This is a genomic window from Paenibacillus sp. LRG-1, from assembly GCF_057220305.1.
This window is the reverse complement of record NZ_CM170126.1, coordinates 1,369,454-1,388,851: the sequence shown is the minus strand read 5'-3', so window position 1 is coordinate 1,388,851 and position 19,398 is coordinate 1,369,454. Positions and strand designations below refer to the sequence as shown.

General features: G+C 48.6%; 5 protein-coding genes. All 5 read right to left on the bottom strand.

Annotated elements, in window-relative coordinates; all coding sequences use genetic code 11:
- Window positions 1-102 precede the first annotated feature (102 nt).
- Complete coding sequence (nikC, locus tag ACUUJN_RS06005) at window positions 103-1,014, bottom strand: nickel transporter permease (protein WP_025720529.1); 912 nt, start codon at window positions 1,012-1,014, stop codon at window positions 103-105.
- A gap of 35 nt (window positions 1,015-1,049) precedes the next feature.
- Window positions 1,050-2,054, bottom strand: a complete 1,005-nt coding sequence (locus ACUUJN_RS06000) for an ABC transporter permease (protein WP_023987406.1) — start codon at window positions 2,052-2,054, stop codon at window positions 1,050-1,052.
- Between the two features lie 29 nt (window positions 2,055-2,083).
- Complete coding sequence (locus ACUUJN_RS05995) at window positions 2,084-3,739, bottom strand: ABC transporter substrate-binding protein (RefSeq protein WP_023987405.1); 1,656 nt, start codon at window positions 3,737-3,739, stop codon at window positions 2,084-2,086.
- 452 nt (window positions 3,740-4,191) lie between these two features.
- Window positions 4,192-8,061: a non-ribosomal peptide synthetase gene (locus tag ACUUJN_RS05990; RefSeq protein WP_484669395.1), complete on the bottom strand. Its 3,870-nt coding sequence runs from the start codon at window positions 8,059-8,061 to the stop codon at window positions 4,192-4,194.
- A 4-nt stretch (window positions 8,062-8,065) separates the two neighbouring features.
- Window positions 8,066-19,381, bottom strand: coding sequence for an amino acid adenylation domain-containing protein (locus ACUUJN_RS05985; protein ID WP_484669394.1), 11,316 nt, complete (start codon window positions 19,379-19,381; stop codon window positions 8,066-8,068).
- Window positions 19,382-19,398 lie beyond the last annotated feature (17 nt).

The following is a 19,398-nucleotide window of genomic DNA, read 5'->3' as shown; positions in this document are numbered from 1 at the left end:
TCCAATACAAAAAAAGTCATATAAAAAAGGTGGTCCCCAGCCATTTGCTTCAGGCCAGAGAACACCTCTTTACTCAACTTTATATACCTCATCACTTTTGCTCTACCGCTTCGCCCTCGGGTCCAATACATCCCGCAGGCCGTCTCCCATCAGGTTAAATCCCAATACGGTCAGCATGATAGATACCCCCGGAAAAATAACTGTCCACGGCGCGTTCTGGATATATTGCCGCGAATCGGACAACATTTTACCCCACTCTGGCTCAGGAGGTTGTGCACCCAAGCCCAGAAATCCAAGCGCTGCCGCTTCAATGATGGCCGTTCCGATCCCCAACGTTCCCTGTACGATGATCGGTGTCAGGCTGTTAGGCAAAATATAACGGAGGATGATTCGTGTATTATTGGCTCCAAGCGCTCTAGCAGAAGTGATATACTCCTCCGTTTTGACACTCAGCACCTTAGAGCGAACTAACCGCCCATACGTTGGCACATTGACAATGGCAATGGCGTACAACGCATTTTCCAATGAAGGCCCTAAAATGGCCACAATAGCAATGGCCAGCAAAATCCCCGGAAATGCCAGTAAAATGTCGAATAGTCGCGAAATGGCCATATCTGCCCATTTTCCGTAAAATCCTGCGATTAAACCTAAGGCTGTTCCTACAATCATTGAACCAATAACAGACAAGAAACCGACCCACAACGAGATTCTGGCTCCATACAGCGTGCGAGTCAGTAAATCTCGACCGAGATCATCCGTACCGAACCAATGCTCCGCAGAAGGAGGCTGCAAACGGCTCACCAAATTTTGCTCTTTATAGTCAAAAGGAGCAATCCACGGCGCGATCAAAGCAATGATGACAAAGAAGATAATAATGCTCAGGCCGACGAACGCCATTTTATTGTGACGAAAAGCCCTCCATGCGTCTCTCCAAGGGCCAGTCACGACAGGCAAATGAGCCAATGTGCTGCGTGTCGTCGGTATGTTGTTGGGTTCCATTGAAAATTGTGACATCGGACAAGCTCCCCCTTGAACAATTGGCGACTTGATTACTGATAACGGATACGCCGGTCGAGCACCGCGTACAGCAAATCGACAATCAGATTAATGATGACGAACAGGAACGCAATGATCAGAATTCCGCTTTGAATAACCGGATAGTCACGCGAGCTGATCGCTTCAAAAATGTACCGTCCGATGCCAGGCCAGGCAAAAATGGTTTCTGTCAGTACCGCGCCTCCCAGTAGTGAGCCAGTCTGAAGACCGATGACAGTAAGTACGGGGATCGCAGCATTTTTAAGCGCATGTTTGTATACGACTTGAAAAGATGCCAGCCCCTTCGCCCGAGCTGTACGGATATAGTCCGCATCCATAACCTCCAGCATGCTGGAACGGGTAATGCGCGCAATGACCGCCATTGGAATCGTTCCCAGTGCGATACTGGGCAGGATCAAATGCTTGATGACGGTCCACACCTGATCCATACGTCCACCTATGATCGCATCAATCACGGCTAAATGTGTCACAGCTTCCACCGGATCACGAGAATTCATGCGTCCGATGGAAGGAAGCCAATGCAGTTTATTTGCAAAGATCCATTGCTCCATCAAGCCCAGCCAAAAAATCGGCATCGATACTCCGACCAGGGCAATGACCATACTGACATAGTCAAACCAGGAATTTCGCTTCCAGGCACTCACGATGCCGGCGTTCATTCCGACTACTACAGCAAAAAACATGCTTGCTACTGTCAACTCCAGCGTAGCCGCCAGATAAGGAAGCATTTCCCGGGCAATCGGCTGCCTGGTGCGAATGGAATCGCCCAAGTCCCCTTGTGCCAGCTCACCTAAATAGGTCCCATATTGCTGTAACCACGGCTTATCCAGCCCCAATTGCTCACGTAGCGCCTGCTTGGACTGTTCCGTAGCCTTATCTCCCAGTATGGTTTCCGCCGGATCTCCCGGAATGGCATGAATAATGGAAAAAACGATGAGCGTCATGCCCAGTAATACAGGAATCAATATAGCCAGTCTTTTTACAATATATGAGTTCATATCCTATTCACCGCCTGCTTGCGTTTGGGCTATTCAAAATAAATATTTCCGTACGCTTCAATACCTGCCGGAGAAGGTACAAAACCCTTGAGGTTCGCTTTACCTGCCATCAGCGGTGTGCTATGAACCAATGGAATCCACGGCGCATCCTGTTTAATAATCACTTGTGCTTGTTTATACAGTTCCCCACGCTTGTTCTGGTCGACCTCAACCTGAGCCTTCACCAATATTTTATGAAGTTCCTCATTCACATAAAAACTGCGGTTATTGCCTGGAATCGTATCCTTGTCCAGCAATGTATAAAGAAAATTATCCGGGTCACCATTGTCCCCGTTCCATCCCAGCATATACAGATCATCCTTTTCCCCCGCCTTAACATCATCCAGATACGTAGCCCATTCCGGGGATTGGATGTTTACTTTGACGCCTATTTTTTCAAAATCGGCTTGAATGGCCTCTGCCACCTTTTTGCCGTCAGGCATATAAGGACGAGATACGGGCATTGCATAGAAGGTTAACGGCTCGGGAAGCCCGTTAGGAAAGCCCGCTTCCGCTAGCAAAGATTTAGCCTTATCCAGATCATAGGCGTAGTCCTGAATACTATCGTTGTACCCCCATAACGTAGGTGGCATCGGATTGACCGCAGGCTTAGCCTGCCCTGCAAACAATGCATCAATAATGGCCTGCTTGTTCACTGCGTGATTCAGTGCCTGCCGCACCTTGGGATTATTGAAGGTTTTTTTCTTTAAATTAAAGCCAATGTACGCCACATTAAAGGAGGGACGTTCAATTTTCACCAACTCGCTATTACCGTCTAACTGCTTTGCATCATCCGGGTTCAAATCCTCCATCAGGTCAATTTCCCCGTTTTGCAGAGCATTAAATCTCGCGGTATTGTCGGGTATGGAACGAACAATGATCTTAGCCAGCTTCGGCTGCCCCTCTTTCCAATAGTTTGGATTCTTCTCCAGCGTGATGGTATCGTTCCGTTTCCATTCCTTAAATACAAAAGGACCCGTGCCGACCGGATTACTCTTGAAATCAGCCTTTTTCTCCTGAATAGCCTTGGGACTTGAAATACTAAAGGATGGCATAGCGATATTTTGTAAAAACGGCGCCTGCGGCTTGTTTAGTGTAAACTGGACGCTGTTCGCATCTACCGCTTTAACCTCCTTAATCACCCTACTTCCTTCAGGACCGAACATAGAATCATAATAGTCAAACGAGTCACCTTCAAATTTGTATGGACTTTTCGGATCAGCCCAGCGGTCAAAGTTAAACACAACCGCTTCTGCGTTAAAATCACTTCCGTCATGGAATTTTACACCCTGACGCAGCTTGAACGTATAGACCAGTCCATCTGGTGATACTTCCCAGCTCTCTGCAAGCCCCGGTTGGATCTCCGTTGTGTTTTGCTTATATTCCAGCAGTGTGTCGAACACTTGCATTCCGATTTTTAGCGACTCGCTTTCAGTCACAATGGCAGGATCTAGCGCCACGGAATCTCCGCCGCGTCCATAAATGAGTGTGTCCTGCACGCCCTCTCCTGCTCCGCTTGGTGTTTTCCCTGCCTCTGGCTTTGCTCCTTCACCTGATCCCCCACAACCGGAAAGCGCCAAAACAGCTCCTAGCGCAAGCACCAGCAGAACGGTCCAGATTTTGTGTTTTGCATACTTTTTGCTCATGCAGCAAACCCCTTTCACACCTTATATATTGTTAATTCGTTGATACCGGATGAATGCCAATTCCTTTGGATTGACATGACAAGCTTGTCCTCAAGCTGTGGTCCCAAATTCCGAGTTCATCAAATAGGTGTAGTAGGACAGAAGTGTTCATAATCTAGTGGTGTAAGAGATGCTGTAGGGTAATGAATAGATGTGATGTAATAAATAGAAAGAGGAGTATGTGAGGTCGTGGTGAAAGTGTGATATATACTCACAAACAGTGAATATTATGTTCAAACAAAGTTGATTATTGGATACTTTACTATAAAATCTGGAAGCATACAAGGGGGTTTTTCATACATTACGATATGTTTTTATACATCATGTCAATTAATATTACAAACCAACTTACACGATCATATCAAATAAATACTCCTGCTTGGGGTCTTCAACCTCCAAGCAGGAGCATAATCTTACCTCAAAAATGTATTCAGCACCAAACCTACAGACACGGCTTGGGCTCCTTTTACGATAGAGAAATGATCGCCAGGCACTTTATGCGTGAACATTTCCCCCTTACAATACAATTCCCATCCTTTATATCCTAATTCCCAGGTATGTTCTGAAATAAACAAACATACAGGGGCCTTTACAGCTCGATCGGGCTGGTAGACATGCTGCATTTTCACCCAATGATTCACACTTTTAAAGCGTTCTAGTAATTCACTCCGTCCCAACTCATTAAATTCCGGTAGCAAGGGGAGTACACTGGCTGGAAATGCTCGCTTCCACTGCGAAAAATCCAACGTTTCTTCCATCCTCTCCAGTTCCTGAATATGGTGGTCCCAGTGATCTTCCTTGCCATACTTCAAAGGTGGCAGTGTGTCCAGAATGGCCAAAAGTTCGACACGTTCTTCTTGTTCTTCCAATTGTCGGGTCATTTCGAAAGCAAGCGTTCCCCCCATACTCCACCCCGCAACATAATACGGGCCTGTTTTCTGAATACTTTTCAATTGATTCACATATCGGTGTGCCGCTTCCTTCATCCCGGCTGTTTTATTTTCAGCAAGAATCGAAGCATCCATTTTTATGCCCCAATAATTCCAAGTAGCTGTAAGTCCGTTGACCAATTCCATGTAGCAACTGACATCCAAGCTTCCATCATGGATGAAAAAAAGGTGCTTATCCTGCGCTGTGCCGGGCTTTAAGAGAACAAGCGTGTCTGCTCTGGCTGGAAACACACTTCTTTCCTTTCCCTGCAATGCACTTGCCAGTTGGCGGATGGTAGGAAAAGTAAATAATTTGGTGAGCGGTAGGTCTATCCCTAACTCACGCAAAACTAGCGAAACCAGCTTGGTAGCCTTGAGCGAGCTTCCTCCCAGGGTGAAAAAATTGTCCGTTACGCCAATGCGATCCGTCGGCAGGTTCGTGGGCAGAACCATCGACCAGATGCTAACCAGTTCCTGTTCCAGTTCATTGCAAGGAGGGACATATTCATTTTCCCGCAGTGCTTCAAGATCAGGCTCTGGCAACGCGTTCCGATCAATTTTGCCATTCACATTCAGTGGCAAACGCGGAAGTCGGATCAGACAGGCAGGAATCATATAATCCGGTAAATATGTAGCCAGCTCCAGCCGGACTTCTGCCTGTGACATTTCTACGTCGGAAACAAAGTAAGCACAGAGGTATTTGATCCCGTCGCTGTGCTGACGAACAAGCACGACTGCTTCCTGAATCCCCTCTATATGTGCAAGCCGTGCCTCAACTTCGCCGGTTTCAATACGAAAGCCCCGAATTTTGACCTGGTGATCCATGCGACCCAAAAATTCAAGCGTTCCGTCAGCCAGCCATCGGGCACAATCTCCAGAACGGTACATACGCTCTTCTGGGAGCCAGGGATGAGAAACAAATTTGGCTGCCGTTAATTCCTCCCGAGCCAAATAGCCACGCGCCAATCCTTCACCTCCAATGCACAGCTCACCCGGCACTCCAATGGGCTGAAGTTGATTGGACGCACTCAGGATATAAAGCTGTGTGTTGGCGACAGGCTTGCCAATCGGCACGTTATGGTCATAGTCCTCCTGAATCGTATGGAACGACGTAAAAATTGTATTTTCCGAAGGACCGTAGGCATTGACAATCGTTAAATCCGGCTGGGCGGCGCGAAGGAGCTTCATATGCTGCGGAGACAAGGCGTCTCCCCCGGTCATGATCAATCGAAGTCCAGTAAAGATGGAAGGTTTCTCATCAATCAGCTGATTTAGCAAAGGAGCCGTGAACCATGCCATCGTGATTCCATACTGTGCCATCCTCTTGCCGAGTATGTCGGCAGATAAAAGCTCTTCTTTTTCAATGAGATACAAGGTTGCCCCGCTCAGCAGTGTTCCCCACAGTTCAAAAACCGACACATCAAAGGCCAGGGAACACGTCTGCAATATTCGATCCTCTTGCGTAATAGCCAACGGCCCTGGCTCTAACACTAGGCGAGCAAAGGATTGATGCTCAATCATTACACCCTTTGGTTGTCCTGTAGACCCTGAAGTATAAATAATGTACATCACATTGTGCGCCTGATTGCTGTCCTCCAGATTACGGGGTTCTCCCGTATAGAGACTATGGTCTGTGAGCAGTAACATGTCCACCCCAGGAAAGCGTCTGGTGCTGGCAGTCGGTAGAAGGCATATTTTCGCCTGACTATCCTGTAATAGATATTGAATCCGTTCATCTGGGTAGAGCGGATCAATCGGTAAATAAGCGGCCCCGGCCTTCAAAATAGCTAAAATACCAACAATCATCTCCAACGCAGGCGTAGCTAAAATACCGACGACATCTTCTGCCTGAACTCCCTTTTGCCGTAAAACCCGCGCCAATTGATTGGCACGTTCATTTAATTCATCATACGTTAGTTGCTTTTCTTTCCACCTCACGGCTGGATGGTCAGGCGTCCGTATCACTTGCTGTTCGAACAGTCGATGGATGGTTACCCCATGCGAATTTTTTTCGTATGCATTTTTGCTGTGGGTCTGATTAAAAGTATGAAGTAAAACGGTGCGCTCTTCTTCTGTAACCATATCAATGTCTTCGATCCGAATATCGGGTTGTTCGCCAATGATTTCGACAATTCTGGCAAAATGCCGTAGCATACGGCGGGCGCTTTCCTCCGTAAACAACGCTTTGCGATATTCCAGTTCCAGTCCGATACCCTCCTGCATTTCGTATGCATACAAGGTGATATCAAATTTAGCGATTTTATGTTCAAAAGTATAAGGAGAAAACGTGACCTCTGTTGCCTGCACGACAGGCTGCGGTACATTTTCCAATACAAAGCAAGCATCAAATAAGGGATTACGACCACTGATTCGTTCAGGATTGACCTGCTCCACCAGCATATCAAAGGGGTAGTCCTGATGCTCAAACGCAGCAAAAGTTTGGTCTGCCACTTCTTCCAGAAAATCAGAGAACCGCTTGGTTCTCTGCGGTTTCTGACGCAAGGCGAGCGTGTTCACGAACATGCCCACAATCCCTTCAAACTCGGAATGAGTCCTTCCGGCGACAGGTGTTCCGATGACCAGATCCTCCTGTCCGGCATATTTGGACAGAAGGATGCTGTACGCGGCGAGTAGAACCATATACAACGTAACATTGTGCTGCAAGCATAATGCACGCAAGGAGTGAGCCGTATCAGCTTCAATCGAGTACGATACGATCCCACCGCTGTAATCAGACCTTAAGCCTTTTTCATCCGTAGGCAACGACAGCAGAGGAACATCCTCTGTAAATTGGTTCAGCCAAAATTCACCCTGTTTCTGAATATGAATATCGCTTAATTGATCGTTTTGCCAGATTGTATAATCGACATACTGAAACTCTAATGGAGCAAGCTCCTGTCCCTGATATAGAGCCATCAGCTCTTCAAATATAATGTTGATGGTTACCGCATCCGCGATGATATGGTGGATATCAAACAGGAACAGAATTTCCCCATCAACCAAAGGTACAAGCTCAGCCCGCCATAGAGGGGCCTCGTTCAGATTGAACGGACGGATAAACTCGTTAACAAGCTTATCCGTACTCTGATCCGAAAGTTCTCTATAGGGAATCGATACATCGATGGATTCATGGACGAGTTGTAAAACCTCGCCGTCCTTTTGAATAAAGGACGTTCGCAAGCCCTCATGACGTTCTGTCAGCCTACACCATGCTCTGTACAGCCGCTCTGGCTCCAGCGCTCCTTTGATGATTCGAATGCTGGGCATGTTATAGATAATGTTAGGTCCGAGAAGATCATGAATCAGATATAGCCGTTTTTGCGCCGAAGATGTTTCATATCCTTCATAATGCATGATGCTAAATCTCCCTCCGTCGGCGTTCTTTTTTCTCTACTTTTACTGATGACAGTGCATGCTGCTGAACTGGTATGACTTCTCTCATAAGCTTTCCATCGCCCCGAAGTATGTTGCTAATCTCGGTTTCCTCTGTTCTGAAAAACTCAATGGCAAACGGAACAGATTCATGAATAAGCTGAACAATCTCGCCGTTGATCACATCAAATGTGGTCCTAAAAGCTTCGTGACGCTGAATAAGCGCTTGGAAGGCTCCCTCAAGTCTGGCCAGGTCCAGTTCTCCTTCCAGCATCATGGCGCCCGGTAGATTATAGCTTAGATCCTCTGGATTCAGCTCGTGCATCATAAAAAGACGCATTTGAGCAGACGAGGCCGGATAATGGGCGCTTGGAGTCGCAGCAGGGATCAAGGAACGGACTGTCGCTTCATCCTCGTGATGACACTCAACTCTTCTGGAGCTTATGTGATCTGAAAGTTGTCGAATAGTCGGAGCTGCAAAAAGTTCCTTTAAAGTAATCTCGATGGCCAACATTTGACGCACACGCAAAATGAACTGGTAAGCGAGCAACGAATCTCCGCCAAATTCAAAGAAATGATCATCTATACCTACTGCGCCTGTTTTGAAAATGTCCGCCCACAACAGGAGCAGTTGCTGTTCCATTTCGTTGCGGGGCGGTGTATGTTCTTTGCCGGAAGGCAACTCTACCCCCAAGGTATTTAACGCCTTACGGTCCAGCTTTCCGCTTGAACCTAGAGGCATCGTCTCCACCTTCACAAAACGTAAAGGAATCATATATTCCGGTAATCGTTCCAGCAAAAATGCCCGCAGTTCTCGAACTGTACAGTCGGTTTGCACAACCAGATAAGCACACAAATACTTGTTGCCCTGCTCATCTGTCAAATCAAGTACAGCCGCCTGCTGAATGTCGTTATTTTGCAAGAGGGCTGTTTCAATTTCACCTGTCTCAATCCGGTAGCCTCCGATTTTCACCATTTGATCCGACCGTCCCAAGTAAACAATCTCGCCGCTAGGCAGCATCCGGGCAAGATCGCCTGTCCGATAGATTCGCTCACCTGGTACAAAAGGATTGGGGATAAAACACTCTGCCGTAAGTCCATCCAGATGTACATACCCGCGTGCCAGATGGCACCCTCCCAGACAAAGCTCTCCTACCTGCCCCAAACTAACCAACGCCAGCTCCTGATTTAAAATATACGCCCGGGTGTTGCCCACAGGCCGTCCGATCGGAATCGGACCTTCGGAAGATACAGACGTACACGTATAGGCTGTTGCAAACACACTGGCTTCCGTAGGCCCATACAGATTAAGTAATCTCGCTTCCGGGAACTTCAGATTAAAACTTCGCACCTGCTCCTGGCCTATCTGTTCGCCACCCGACATGACCCAACGCAAAGTGGCTGCTTGGATTGTATCCTCGACTGAAAGCTCTGACAAAAACATTTGCAGCACAGTAGGAATGAAGAAAGCCACTGTAACCTGATGCCTGTGAATGGTATCCAGCATTTGACGGGTATCCGTTTCTGCACCTGCCTCCAATAACACCAATCGTCCTCCGCCCATGAACCAGCTGAAAAGCTCGACGATGGAACCATCAAAGGTATAGGATGCTTTTTGCAGCACCGTGTCCTGCTCCCTTAAACCAAGCTGTTGTGCCAGCCATACCACTCGCGCACTAAAGGCGTGATGCTCCACCATCACCCCTTTGGGCTGCCCGGTTGAGCCGGAGGTGAAGATGACATAAGCCAGATGATCAGGCTGGATGACAAGCTCTGGATTACCTCGTTCTTGCTGATCCTGACACAGTAAATCGACGTCCATGATCTGCTGGATTTCTTCATCCATCCAGCTGGCATGGCACTGCTGATGGGTCAGAATCCATTCGGCCCCAGCGTCTGCCAGGATGTAGCGAATCCGTTCCTTTGGATCGGCTGGATGAATGGGGAGGTACGCCGCCCCTGCTTTTAACACACCCAATAAAGCAACAATCATTTCCGGTGAGCGCTCCATGACAATAGCTACTACTTGCTCTGGCCGGGTACCGGAGTCCAGTAGGCTATGTGCGACCAGATTCGCCCTTCGATTTACTTCTCCGTAGCTGATCTCCTGTTGACCGGAAATGAGAGCGATCTGCTCAGGGTTACGGCTTGCTTGATCCTCGAAATATTGATGTAACAGCTTTACGGACCCCGGGTCCATATCTGTTTGATTGAAATCATGGACGAGTGTCTTCCATTCCGCCTCGTTCACCGATTCCGAAGCTGCTATAGCAAGCTCACTCACCCAGTCCTCTTCCTTATGGACGCTTGCTGACTCAGGTACTTCCTCTCTGTCCCGCTGATTCGGGTCAACTGCCACCTTTTCTATCCGAAGCTCTCCAATCTTTTGCTGTGGATTGACAAGGACAGTGTGTAAGATTTGAAGGAATTCCCGGCTCAAGCGTTCCACCGTCTCCCCGGTAAAGAGATCTACATCGTATTGAAAAATACATTCGATATGCTCGTCGGTCATGGCTGCGGTAAATGTTAAATCGAATTGTGCTCCTGTATACTCCGCTTCATCACATGGAGTCAGTTTCAGGCCGGGTAATTCTACGATGGTACGGGAAGATTCGTTCAATAATGCAAACATGGTATCGAACAGCGGATTGCGACTTGTTTGGCCAGCCAAATTCAACTTCTCAACCAGTTGCTCAAACGGATAGTCCTGATGCTCAAAAGCCTGAAGAGAACGTTCCTTTACCTGCATTAAAAATTCGTGCACTGTCATGTCCTTCTTCGGCGTGTTGCGAAGGGCCAACGTATTGACGAACATGCCGACAAGAGGACTCAGGCTCGCATGAGTTCTGCCGGATACCGGAATGCCGACGATAATATCTTCTTGCCCACTGGCTTTGGCCAGCAATAGGTTATAGGCCGCCAGTAGAACCATAAATACCGTGACATTTTGTTGCAGGGCAAAGCGTTTTAACTTCCACGTCCATTCCTGATCCAGCTCAAAATGAATGGCTTGCCCTTCACCTCTTCTCACATCGGGGCGTGAAAAATCCGTAGGCAATTCCAGCTCTGTAATTTCCCCTTGAAAAAGCTCCAGCCAAAACTGCTCCTGCTGACGGAATTCCACACTGTTCAAAAACTCACGCTGCCACACGGCATAGTCTTTATACTGGATCGTCAATTCCGGTAAGCTCATGCCCCCGTATAAACGAGCAAATTCCTCGACGATTATCTCCTGGGAAAGACCGTCCGTAATAATATGATGCATATCAATGAACAGCAAATGACGGTTGGCAGGCTGATGAATAACCTGAACGCGGAACAATGGCTTTTGCCGGAGATTAAAGGGCTTGATTAATCCGTCCTGTTCCACTAATATTCCACGTTCACGGCCCGATTGAATTTCTTCTATCCAGGTCGCTAATCCTTGAACCGTACCTGCCCGGAAGAAATCGCGCAGTGTCAGATTTACATTCCATTCCTTGTTAATAAGGTAGACCAGCTTGGTTGCCAGCAAGGATTGCCCGCCCAGCAGGAAGAAGTCATCCTGTGTGCCAATCTGCTCCCGGTGCAGGATTTCCGACCAAAGCTCAACCAAGCGCTCTTCCAGGGGTGAAGCTGGATGTACATAGGCCGTACCGACCTTGATACTTTCATTAACCTGCGGTAAAGCATGACGGTCGATTTTTCCGTGATGTGTTAACGGGATCTCATCGACTCGAACAAAGTAAGACGGAATCATATATTCAGGCAAGGTTACCGACAGATGGGTCTTCAGTTCTGCCACCGACAATTCCTGATCTGTAACGATATAGGCGCATAGCTCATGCATACCAGGCTGGACTTCCTGAACCAACACCACTCCATCCTGTATACGCGGGTGCTGGAGCAACGATTTTTCAACCTCGCCCGGCTCAATGCGGTAACCCCGCACTTTAACCTGCTGATCGACTCTTCCTAAAAATTGAATTTGCCCATCTTCAAGATATCTGCCCAGATCACCTGTTTTGTACATCCGCTCGCCCGGTATCCACGGATTTGCTACAAACTGCTGCTGCGTCAGTTCGGGGCGGTTCATATAGCCGCGTGCAACACCCCAGCCTGAAATGCATATTTCACCGGGTACCCCGATAGGCATAACATCCGTACCCCTGCGATTCATGATGTATACCTCAGCATTGGCTACAGGCCGTCCGACAGGCAATGGATGGACAGCTGGAATATCCGGCACACAATAATAGGTAGCACAGACAGTCGCTTCTGTCGGTCCGTACGTATTGTAGACCTTTGCGGAACGCAACAACTGGGTGACATATTCGCTTTTCAGCACATCCCCCCCGCTAATGTAAGTGCGAATATGCGGGAAAGGGGGCAGTTGATTTAGCTCATTTAAAATAAACGGCGAGGCGCTGACCACGGTCACTTGCTGCTGGCGAATGAATTGGTTCAGCAATTGGATGTCCTTCAGTTCATCCCGTGAAACCATAGCCAGCGTTCCCCCTGCTGCCAATGTAGGGTATATTTCCTCCACGGATGCATCAAAGGTAATGGCTGCCTGCTGGAGCACTACGTCCTCAGCCGTTAAGTGGAATTCATGCTGGAAAGCCGTGATGTAATTCGTTACATTTCTATGCTCAACCATGACTCCTTTGGGCTTACCGGATGATCCTGACGTGTACAAAATATAAGCCAAATGGTGAGATGCCAGAGACTCCTTGCCTGCAAGTGCAAAAGCTAGATTATCAGCATCTACGCTGTACAAGGCCGGATCACTTACATCCATGACAGACCCTGTAAAGCGCAGCGTGTCGATGCTGGCGGTACCCGTAGAATTTAGGAGCAGAGACACGCCGCTGTCCTCCAGCATGTAGGCCACCCGCTCCGTCGGATGTTCCGGGTCCATAGGGACATAGGCTGCTCCTACTTTGAGTACGGCAAGCATGCTGGTCAGCATATCCAGCGAACGGGGAACCAGGATACCGACAGCTTGGTCCGGTACCAAATGATAAGTTAGCAAGTGCCGGGCAAGCTGATTAGCTCTGATATTCAATTGGCTGTAAGTCAGCGAATGCTCTCCGTAGACGGCAGCAATCCGTTCAGGATGCTGTTCGGCCTGCTCTTCAAACCACTGGTGAACCAGCTTTTCCTGTGGGTAATTCACCCGGGTTTCATTCCACTCGTACAGGGTTCGCTGCTGTTCTTCCGCCTGATTCATGGAAATGAGGCCAATCGGCCGCCAAGCATCAGCACAAACTTCTTGTAAAAGATTCTTGTAATAGCTCGCAAGCCGACGTATGGTCTCTCCCTTGAACAGTTGGGTCGCATACTCAAAGTGAAAACGCAGCTTACCTTCATTTTCAACCCATATGACTGTCAGATCGACTTGTACAGCCTCCATCTTAGCTTCCAACGGAGTAAAGCGAAGCCCGTTGATGCTCATCGGCTCCCCCCGAAAGTTCTGGGAAATAAACTGAACATCAAAAAGTGGGTTCCGGCTCCGGTCTCTCGGTACGTCAAGCTGATTCAGCAGCATTTCAAAGGGATAATCCTCATGCTTATAGGCTTCAAGCGCGTGCTTCTTAACCTCCTGCAAATATGCTGCGAAAGGCTTATCTTCAGCTGGCGCAGTTCGTAGGGCCAGCGTATTGATGAACAGCCCAATCATGTGCTGGACCTCTTCCGACTGGCGACCTGCGCTTGGAATGCCAATAATGATCTCTTCCTGATTCGCATATTTGGCCAATAAAGTGCTATAGACAGCGTACAGAAGCATAAAGAGCGTAACCCCATGCTGTACCGCTGTTTTTTTAGCCAAAGCTGTTAATTCCTCACTCAGATCAAATGTATAGACATCCCCGGCATTGCTCATTTGCGCTGCCCGCGGCTCATCTGTAGGCAAATCAAGTACAGGCAGCGTCCCCTTAAATACGTCCAGCCAGTATGCCTCCTGCTTTTTCATTTCGGCACTGTCCAGACGCTGATTTTGCCACAATGTAAAATCGGTATATTGCATAGGCAGTTCCGGTAGATCCTGTCCAGAATAGCCCTGTATCATTTCACTTAATAAAATACCAATTGAGGCTCCATCAGCTGCAATATGGTCAACATCGCACAGAAAGAGGTGGGAATCATCCTTCAGCCGGATCAGCTTCGCCTTTAACAGCGGCGCACGATTCAGGTCAAAAGGACGGATAAATTCATCCACATACGCTTCCAGCTCGCGCCCGTCCCCTTCGCTATATTCCAGCGAAAAATCTACCTCCGGGTACACTCTCTGTACCAGTTCGTTATCCCGCAACTCAAAAGCGGTGCGCAGCGAGCTATGACGACGAATTACCGCATATATGGCTTTCTCCAACCGATGATGATCCAGATTACCAGTGATGGTCATCGCACTGCATAGATTGTTCAAGGTGCTATGTCCTGCCATTTGACGCATCATATAAAATCGACGCTGCGTCGAGGAAGCTGGGTACACCTCACGTTGTTCCACCGGATGAATGATCAGATTTTTGTCAGCTGATTGGGGTGCAGGCAGCTCCGTTTCCGTCAGAAGAGGTTGCTTCGCTTCTCCATCCGTATACAGGGCTAATTCGCTGACCGTCATATAGTTGAAGATATCGCTCATATCCACTTTTTTGGACAAGCTTTGATTCATCTGCCCCACCATTTTACTAGCAATCAGGGAGTCTCCTCCCAGCTCATAAAAACTGTCATAGATGTTCAGCTCATCAAGCCCCAGCACTTCCGCCCATATGCTTGCGATCACCTTTTCAGATGAGCTATATTGTTCTGTTGCCCGACCACGCAACTTCACAGGACGGCGCACGGCAGCAGATGACGTGACCGCATGGTCATGCAGAAGCCGACGATGACGGTCTAGAATAGCCCGCATTTCATGAGAAAATCCGAAAGGAATGGCAGCGGAATCCAGCGCGGCCACCTGAGCGTAATTCAAGCCACCCACAATGACACGCGGAACGGGATGAAGCAATAATTGTTCAAGAGCGGCCAGTCCCTCTTGTGTGGACAGAGCCTGAAATAAGCTCTCTTGGAAATCAACCTCATGCTCAAAAGCTATCCCAACTTCCTGCCAAGGAGCCCAGTTGATGGCAAGCGTACGTCGGCCGGAGTGATTCCGCCACTCGGCAAAGGCATCCAGATAGGCGTTGGCTGCCGTGTAGTCGCTTTGGCCTGGTCCACCCATCAGTGAAGTCACAGATGAAAAAAGAATAAAAAAGTCCAGTGTATCCGCAGTGGTGATTCGGTCAAGCACATGTGCGCCTGTTACCTTCGGAGCCAGTACCTCGGTAAAGCGGTCCTGGCTCTTGAGAGCCATAAAACCGTCTCCAGCCACACCCGCAGCATGGATGATACCGTGAATAGCCCCATACTTGTGGCGAAGTTCATTCAAGGCTTGCTTCATAGCGGTCTCGTCAGCTACATCGACAGCATAATATTCTACCTGCGCTCCCTGCTGCTCCAATTCCAGTAAGGCGGTAACCGTATTCTGCATCCTTGTATTCATGTCTGGATTTGAGTTCTGTCTTATGTTTTTTGGGCTCCCGTTGGAATCGGCGTTTGCAATGGCCTCCCATTGCTCCTTGGGTGGCAAAGGCTTGCGACCTATCAATCCCAGTGTGACCTGACCTTTAGAAGCAAGCCATTTACCGATTGCCAATCCCAGCCCGCCAGTACCCCCAGTTATGACATAGGTTCCCTGCGGTCTGATCGTAATCGGGTCAACTTCGCTTTCCGTCAGATCCACAGGTTCAATCTGCTCTACATAACGTTCGCCGTTACGCCAAGCGACCAGAAATGTATCATCATCGTGCCGTAGGGAATGAATGAGTTCTGAAGGCTGGGTGCTTGTATCTATATCGAGGCAACGGCAGCTCAGATCAGGGTATTCCTGACCGATGACACGGGCCAGCCCAAACAAGCCCGCATGTTCTGGTTTTAATTCATTTTCCAATTCATTCACTTTATAAGCCTGCTCAGCGATCACCGTCAGTTCCTTAACAGCTGACTTGGTCTCTGCGATTGCCTTAGCCAGATGAAATAGCTGAACCATAGACTGCCCGTTCCAGAGGTATATCAGTTTCTTAGCATTCTGACATCGCATCTCTGTTAACAAGCGTATATGATCTTCCTCGGAACCCGTAGAGAAGTAAGCATGGTCTGACATTTTAGTAAAGGTGACTCCCCGCTTCACTTCAACCACATCATACCCTTCGTGCGCTAACAATCCACGCAGCGTTACACCGATCGGACGGTTATCTGTGAATAATAAAACTGTTTCCAGCGGTGTGGATAACACTGAATCATTTGCGGTCCGGGTTACTGTATCTTCTTCATACTCGGAGGGTGCTTGTTCTTGCTTTTTCCATACAATCTGATGATATTTATGATGTTCTGTATAGCGGGTTCGTTTAAGATCCGCCTCGTGTACACGTTTGACTGCATAATCTTCAATTTCTACCAGTACCTGACCTTCGGCACCCAGAATGAGCACATCTACCGTTAAAATTTCTCCACTTTCCCTGACCTTGTTTTTTTTGCGCAGATAGCTGTAGCAAAGCCGTGGGAGGGAGTCGTAAATGCGCAGCTTGTGATATGAAAATGGCAGGAACAGGCCATTTCCCAAACTCTGGCTTGCTACCCCGACGGCCACATCCAACAAAGCGGGATGCAGCACGTATTGACTTACATCCATTTGATAGGCTACGGGCAGCTCCAGCTTAGCCAACACTTGATCTGTTCCAATTGCAATCGTCCGCAGCGTCTCCCACCGCGGCCCGAATGAAAATGCAGGAGCAGCTTCGGCATGATTCTCACCGACTACTACTTCCTGATCGTTGCACTCAGTCCGAATATCGCCCAGACTCATAACAGGATGGGCTGCCTTTACAAATACGGCGCGCCCCTGTGCATGCCTTACCCAATTCTGCTCCCACGGCTGAACTGAGGGTCCCGTCCGGCTTAATACCTTAAACGAAAACGTCTCACCCTCCCGTTGCAAAACGGTGTGTACTTCTCTTTCTTCCTCTGCATCCACGATGAGCGGAGAAATAAACTGGATATCATATAGCTCCAGCACCTTGCCTGGACGCTTGTATTTTTCCAATCCTGCCCTAACCATTTCTAGATAAGTGGTTCCTGGTACAATACAGTTTTCCATAATCTTATGCTCGTTTAGTACCCAATGACGCCCAACAGAGAAACGGGTCAGGTAAATATCCTGATCCTCGGTTTCTGCCAAACAATAGTCCAAAAGCGGATGTGTTGTTTCCATCTCTGTGAATTTTCGAACATGGGAAGCCTGAGAAACGACTGCCTTCTCCTCTACCTCCACCCAGCATCGCTTAGGCTCAAAAGGATAGGTGGGAAGGCTTCGTCTGCGGCACGCTTTGCCTTCATACAAGCTCTCCCATTCCACATCTGCTCCCTCAACATACATACGGCACAGAGAATCCAGCGTATCGAACTCGAATGAAGACTGGGTCAGTTTCTCTTTGGCTGATGCTGTCAGTCTTCTGGATTCCTCCAGCGTAAGCTCCCCTGCTTCTTTTTCCTTCTGTGCAGATACAACCTTATGACGTCCAAAATACACACCCGGTATGAACTCTTCTTGTTTCGCTTGTCCGCTGAAGCCTGAGGTCTGAATTTGAGTCAGCTTTGCTCCTAGATCATCCCAATCCCGGCACAGAATCGCTAGACGAAAGCCATACTGCCCTCGTCCGGTATTGGCGGTATAACAAAGATCGCGTAACGGATAGGTTTTGGGTTCCATGACATATTGCTGATATTGCTTCACATAGGCTGCAAGCACTGTTTCATTTTTAGCAGATAACGTAAAAAGCTGAACCGTTTCCGGTGTTTCCTGCTCCAACTGGCCACCATCCTGCATTTCAGCCCACACCGGGGCCTCTTCCAGAACGACATGGCAGTTCGTACCGCTGAGCCCGAAGGAACTGACTCCGCAGCGTCGCGGAAAATCCTCCTTGGGCCAAGGCTGCAGCTTGTCATTCACATATACAGGCGAATCAATAAAGCTAATATCCGGGTTCGGGTAGGTAAAATGTAGGCTCGCCGGAATTTCTGCATGCTCCAAAGCGAGCACTGCCTTTAAAAAGCCCGTGATTCCCGCACTGTTATCCAGGTGACCTACATTGGTTTTGACCGAGCCTATGGCACAAAATTGATTCCGGTCGGTATACTGCCGAAAGGCTCTCCGTATACCATCAATCTCCACTGGATCACCCAGCTTGGTGCCTGTACCATGAGCTTCAATATATGTAATGGTATCCGGGTCAATCCCAGCATCCTTCCAGGCCCGTACAATGACATCCTCTCCTGCCAGCGAATTGGGAGCCGTAATCCCGGCTGAAGTCCCGTCATTGTTCACAGCACTGCCTTTAATGACAGCATAAATATGGTCCTGATCCTGAATGGCCCGCTTCAAGGGTTTGAGCAGAACAGCGGCTACACCTTCTCCTCCACCTGTGCCATCTGAAACGCTATCGAACGTTCTCGTCCGGTCATCCGAGGAGCCTACACCCAGCCCCCCGCCCTTTCCCTCTTTTATAGGTACAAGTGTGACCTTTACCCCGCCGGCAATCGCCGTATCGCAATCGCCGTGCCGCAAATCCCGGCAGGCCAGGTGAATGGCCACCAAAGATGAAGAACATGCGGTATCCACCAACAGACTGGGCCCTTTTAAATCCAGCAGATAGGCGATCCGACTGGCAATCATGGAATGGATATTACCTGGAATCGCTGAAGAAGCTGATGAAGGAGCCATTTCTGCTATAAACCGCTTGTACTCCTCACCAAAATCACTGCTGTAGCCGACATAGACTCCTGTCCGACTACCGGAAAGCTTTTTACCACCGTACCCCGCATCTTCAACTGCCGCCCAGGCAGACTCCAAAAACAGTCGCTGGTTTGGGTCCATCAATCGCGCTTCAGCCGGAGAAAGTTGAAAAAAGGGATAGTCGAACTTATCAATTTCTTCTAGAAATCCACCTTCATTTAATGCCGTTTGTTCATTCAACAGCCCGGCTTGGAAGAGGCTCTCCAGCTCCCTTTTTCGTCGGGCAGGAAAAGGGCGTATGGCGTCCTGCCCCGCCCGCAGAAGATCCCAAAACTGAGCTGCATTTTCACTTTCGGCAATTTTACAGCTAATCCCGATGACTGCAATATCCGAATCTCGCAGCTCATTAACCGCGATCGGACCCGCGTCCTGAAAATCCTGTTCATTGAATTGAAGAGCCGCCAGATTGAATCCTGTTTTTGTCATCATCGTACTCCCTTCCGTTC